The following is a 4,615-nucleotide window of genomic DNA, read 5'->3' as shown; positions in this document are numbered from 1 at the left end:
GCCCCCGCCGCTCTATTTCGGCGGGTCGTCGGATGCCGCGATCGAGTTTTCGACGGGCGTCGTTGACAAGTACCTGACCTGGGGCGAGACACCGGCCCAGGTCGCCGAAAAGATCGCCACGGTCCGCAAGGCAGCCGCCGACAAGGGCCGTCAAGTGACCTTCGGCATCCGCCTGCACTTCATCGTGCGGGAGACCGACGAGGAGGCCTGGGACGCCGCCGACCGGCTGATCTCCAAGCTCTCCGACGAGACGATTGCCGCTGCCCAGGAAGGATTCGCGAAGAATTCCGACTCCGTCGGGCAGGCCCGCATGGCGGCGCTGCACGGCGGCCGGCGCGACAGGCTCGAAGTGTCGCCCAATCTCTGGGCCGGCATCGGGCTCGTTCGCTCGGGCGCGGGGACCGCGCTCGTCGGCTCGCCGAAGACGGTGGCGGCACGCCTCAGGGAATACCAGGATCTCGGCATCGATACGGTGATTGCCTCCGGCTATCCGCATCTCGAGGAGGCCTATCGGGTTTCCGAACTGCTCTTCCCGGAAATAGGCCTCGGTGGCCCGCGCAACCAGATCCGCTCTTCCTTCGGCGAACGGCAGGTTTTCGGCGGCGGCGGGCATGCCGGCAATCTGCGGGTCGTGGCGGGCTCCTGATCCTACGGTGAAATCTGTGCGTGGCGCTCTGAGCGCCCGCCGATCGACAAGGAGACGCATATGACCGCATACGACGTTGTTACCGATCGCCCGTCACGGAGGCGGAGCTGGGTTTGGCCGGCCCTATCGGCTCGGCACATCCGCCTGAAGGGCCTCTTGCCCTTTGTCGTTCCGATCCTGTTGGTTCTGGTCTGGCAAGTGTTTTCGTCGGCCGGCTGGATTTCGACGCGCGTCATGCCGGCGCCGACGGATGTGGCAGCCGCCTTCATAGACCAAGTGCTGTCCGGCGCTCTCTTTCACAACGTGGCGGTTTCCGGGGCGCGCGCCCTGGCGGGCCTCGCCGTCGGCGGAACGATTGGGCTCCTGCTCGGCATTGCGAATGGCGTCTCCAAACTTTCCGAACAACTGACGGACACCTCGCTGCAGATGCTCCGGACCATTCCGCACCTGGCGATGATCCCGCTGGTCATCCTCTGGTTCGGGATCGGCGAGGAATCGAAGCTGTTCCTCACGTCGTTGGGCGTGCTCTTTCCGATCTATCTCAACACCTTTCACGGCGTGCGGAACGTCGACCGCGAGCTCATCGAGATGGGCCGGATCTACGGGATGAACGGCTGGACGCTGTTCAGGAAGGTCATCTTGCCTGGCGCCCTGCCATCGATATTCGTTGGACTGCGCTACGCGCTCGGCATCATGTGGCTGACGCTGATCGTCTCCGAGTCGATCGCGGCGTCCTCCGGGATCGGTCATATGGCGAACCAGGCGCGCGAATTCATGATGACGGATGTGGTGGTGCTGTCGCTGCTCATCTATGCGGCGCTCGGCAAGCTCGCCGATGTGATCGCGCGGGCCATGGAGCGCCATGCCTTGTCCTGGAACCCGGTCTATCAGAGGTAGGAGGCCACAATGAGCGGCTATGTCAGCAGGTATGCCCCACGTCCAGGCACTATCGAGCCCATGGGAGAACACGGCCAAACGGTCTTCGCCGAAGCGACAGAGCCGGTCTCGATCGAGCTGCGGCGGATCGCGCAGACCTTCGGCCAGAACCGTGTGCTTCGCGGCATCGATCTCGACGTTCCGGCCGGCCAGTTCCTGGCGATCGTCGGCAAGAGCGGCTGCGGCAAGAGTACCCTGTTGCGCCTGCTTGTCGGACTGGACCGTCCGACGTCCGGTTCGCTCCGTTTCGCCGACCGATCGGGAGACACCGTCGAGGCCAATGCGCGCATCGTCTTCCAGGAGCCTCGGCTGCTGCCCTGGGCGAGGGTGGTCGACAATGTGGCGGTCGGCCTTGGCCAGGACGTCGACGAGAACACGGCGCGTGTGAAAGCGCTGATGGTGCTGGACGACGTTCAATTGTCCGACAAGGCGGATCAATGGCCGGCGCGTCTCTCCGGCGGCCAGCGGCAGCGGGTGGCGCTCGCTCGCGCACTCGTCAGCCGACCCGGGCTCCTGGTCTTCGACGAACCGCTCGGCGCGCTTGACGCACTGACCCGCATCACGATGCAGCAGCTCGTCAGCCGCGTCTGGCGGGAGCTAGGCTTCACGGCGGTCCTCGTGACCCACGATGTTAGCGAGGCGGTGCATCTGGCCGACCGGGTGATCGTGCTGGACGGCGGCAAGGTAGCGCTCGATCTCGAAATTCCGGCGGACCATCCGCGCCATCACGGCGATCCGGATCTCGCTGTCTTCGAGCGCCGCCTGCTGGATGCGATCCTCGGCGGGCATTGAAATGCAATGAGCCGCGGTACGTCCGATCACATCGATCGGATCGTGATCGTGCGCGTCGTGGCGAAACTCATCCCCAGGATCTGCTGAACAATCCGCTCTGCCTGGGCCGCGATCTCCGGCACGCCTGCAAGCTCGCCGAAGGCCCCGCGTGCCAGCGGTCCGGCGACGAACAGATCCTCCACCGGATAGCCGTCCCGCGCCAAGGCCCGGCTGTCGTGATCGCAGGCGATGCCGAGACCGCGCGGGTCCTTCGTCAGGAGGCCGACGCCTTCCAGCTCGGCAAGACAGCCCTGGCTGCTGATGACGTTCCCATGGTCGGGTCCGGTCGCCACGATGACCCACTGCGCGACGTGGTGCTCGACCGTCCCGTGTGGCCCCGTCGCAATGTCGATGGCGATTTCCGCGCGTCCGGGCCGAGCCGCAACGATCCGTCCCGCACAGCTTCGAAGGCGGCCCGCTGCTCTGTCGCGCTCGACAAGCTCGGCGATCTGCGGCGGCATGCGAAAGCGATGCGCTTCGAAGCGCCGGCGAAGATGGCGCAGGGCGCGGCGCTGCTCGACGAGCGGCAAGGCCCGCCAGATGGCTTGACCCTGGTGACGCAAGGCCTCGAAGACGCTCTGCCAGGGCAGGCCGGCTTCTGTCACCTCCTCCAGAGCGAAGCGCACCCGCTCGAGAAGCGAAAGGGCGGTGTTCGGAACGCCGATAAGGAAGTCGCCATGGGGCGCGAAATCGCCGGCGGCCTGGGGTTGCGGCAGATGTCCCGTTCGCGAAACGAGCGTGATCTCGGCGCGATGGCCTCGCGCGCGCAACACGCCCAGGACGTCGAGGGCCGTCAGTCCGGCACCGACGACGAGGACCTTGTCGTCCTGCCGTATCGCCCGGAGTGCATCGCGCCGCGCAAGGTGCGGTATGAAGCGATGGTCACCGCTAAGACCGGAGGCAAGCTCGCCGGGCGGCGTCGGCGGCGGATGGCCGGTCGCGATGACGACGACATCTGCCTGCAGCGATGCGCCGCCGTCTCCCTCGATCTGCCAGCGGCCGTGCCGGCGGCAAATGCGTTCGGCGCGCTCGCGCACGTGCCTGACGATTCCGTCGTCGATAAAGGACTGGATCTGCCCGGCCATGAAGGCCGCGAAGTCGGCCCGGCGCGCATAGATCGCGCCATTCGCCATGGCGCCCGGGTCTCGCTCAAGCCGCCCTGAGTTCGACAGCCAGCGGAGAAAGGCTTGCGGATCGCCCGGCACGGCGCGCATCCGGTGCGCCGCGACATTGAGGCGAAGCGACGGATCATCGGCATCATAGGCCAAGCCGCCGCCGAGTTCGGCGCGGGGCTCGAAGACGACGATTTTGTGAGGCCAGTATTGCCTATGCAGGGCGAGCAGCCGGGCGATGGTGGCTCCGGTGAAGCCTCCGCCGATAATGGCCACTCTGCTGATTGCAGGGACCGGCGGGACTTGCTTCTGCGACGGCAGCGTTATTCGCAGCATTCCGTTCTCCCTTCGTACGGGCGGCGGCTTCGAAGTGCCCTGGGGGCTGCTAGTCATATTTTCTATAAAATATATATACTAAGAAATAGGATGTCTACGGCGGCCACGCCGTCGCTGTTACCAATCGCGAAGATCGTGGTTTGCCGAGCAGAGGAGCGATGGGATGTCGGTTCAACCTTCAGTACGGGCCTTCGATGTCGAGGGGGCCGCCAGTCGGTCCATGGACCGGCCGGCCGATGCCGACGGCTTGAAGGCGGCTTTACGCTCCTTGGGAGGCGGGGTCAGCATCATAACCGCGGGAGAGGGCGAGGCGCTGACCGGAGCCACCGTCACGTCGGCCACGGCTCTCTCGGTCGAGCCGCCACGTATGCTCGTCTCCCTCAATCGTCTTTCCTCGACCTGGCCCGTCGTCGAGCGGTTCGGTCATTTCTGCGTCAACATCGTCGGCGCACAGCACGAAGTGCTCGCCAACCAATTCGCTGGCCGCGGCGGGCTCAAAGGGCCGGATCGCTACCGCGGGGCCGAGTGGACCCGCCTTGCCAGCGGGGCGCCGGTGCTTCAGGATGCGGCGGCGGCCATCGACTGCGAGGTCGAGGAGGCGATCGAAAGGCACAGCCACGCAATCGTAATTGGCCGTGTGGTCGGCATTCGCATTGGCGGGGGCGGATCCCTGCTCTACCGAGAAGGCCGCTATTTTGCGCTTTCCGGCTAGTCATCTGAATCCGAAATTCGTGTCATAAGCTGTTGTCGACCT

Annotated in this window: 5 protein-coding genes; 4 read left to right on the top strand and 1 reads right to left on the bottom strand. The window is 65.6% G+C overall.

Features of this window, described 5'->3' with window-relative positions:
* From N181_RS26515 to N181_RS26505, 3 genes are all read left to right on the top strand, one after another.
* On the top strand, nt 1–646 hold a 646-nt coding region (locus N181_RS26515; RefSeq protein ID WP_155621626.1), incomplete at its 5' end, for an LLM class flavin-dependent oxidoreductase.
* A gap of 60 nt (nt 647–706) precedes the next feature.
* Complete coding sequence (locus N181_RS26510) at nt 707–1,543, top strand: ABC transporter permease subunit (RefSeq protein ID WP_037394299.1); 837 nt, start codon at nt 707–709, stop codon at nt 1,541–1,543.
* Between the two features lie 9 nt (nt 1,544–1,552).
* On the top strand, nt 1,553–2,374 hold the full coding sequence (locus N181_RS26505) for an ATP-binding cassette domain-containing protein (RefSeq protein ID WP_037394302.1): 822 nt from the start codon (nt 1,553–1,555) through the stop codon (nt 2,372–2,374).
* A gap of 26 nt (nt 2,375–2,400) precedes the next feature.
* On the opposite strand, the gene N181_RS26500 is transcribed toward N181_RS26505, so the two are convergent.
* A complete protein-coding gene (locus tag N181_RS26500) occupies nt 2,401–3,861 on the bottom strand; it encodes an FAD/NAD(P)-binding protein (protein WP_050984029.1) in 1,461 nt (486 codons plus the stop codon).
* A gap of 220 nt (nt 3,862–4,081) precedes the next feature.
* Between N181_RS26500 and N181_RS26495 the strand changes: the two genes are divergently transcribed.
* Nucleotides 4,082–4,573 (top strand): flavin reductase family protein, encoded by a 492-nt coding sequence (locus tag N181_RS26495; protein WP_050984030.1) that lies wholly within the window; start codon nt 4,082–4,084, stop codon nt 4,571–4,573.
* The last annotated feature ends 42 nt before the right edge of the window (nt 4,574–4,615 follow it).

Source organism: Sinorhizobium fredii USDA 205 (assembly GCF_001461695.1).
Classification (GTDB): domain Bacteria; phylum Pseudomonadota; class Alphaproteobacteria; order Rhizobiales; family Rhizobiaceae; genus Sinorhizobium; species Sinorhizobium fredii.
This window is presented reverse-complemented; position numbering and strand designations above follow the sequence as displayed.

What these genes read in the sequence shown, in the direction of transcription:
- N181_RS26510 (WP_037394299.1), top strand. Translation starts at nt 707, where the DNA reads ATGACCGCATACGACGTTGTTACCGATCGCCCGTCACGGAGGCGGAGC.
- N181_RS26505 (WP_037394302.1), top strand. Translation starts at nt 1,553, where the DNA reads ATGAGCGGCTATGTCAGCAGGTATGCCCCACGTCCAGGCACTATCGAG.
- N181_RS26500 (WP_050984029.1), bottom strand. Translation starts at nt 3,861, where the DNA reads ATGCTGCGAATAACGCTGCCGTCGCAGAAGCAAGTCCCGCCGGTCCCT.
- N181_RS26495 (WP_050984030.1), top strand. Translation starts at nt 4,082, where the DNA reads ATGGACCGGCCGGCCGATGCCGACGGCTTGAAGGCGGCTTTACGCTCC.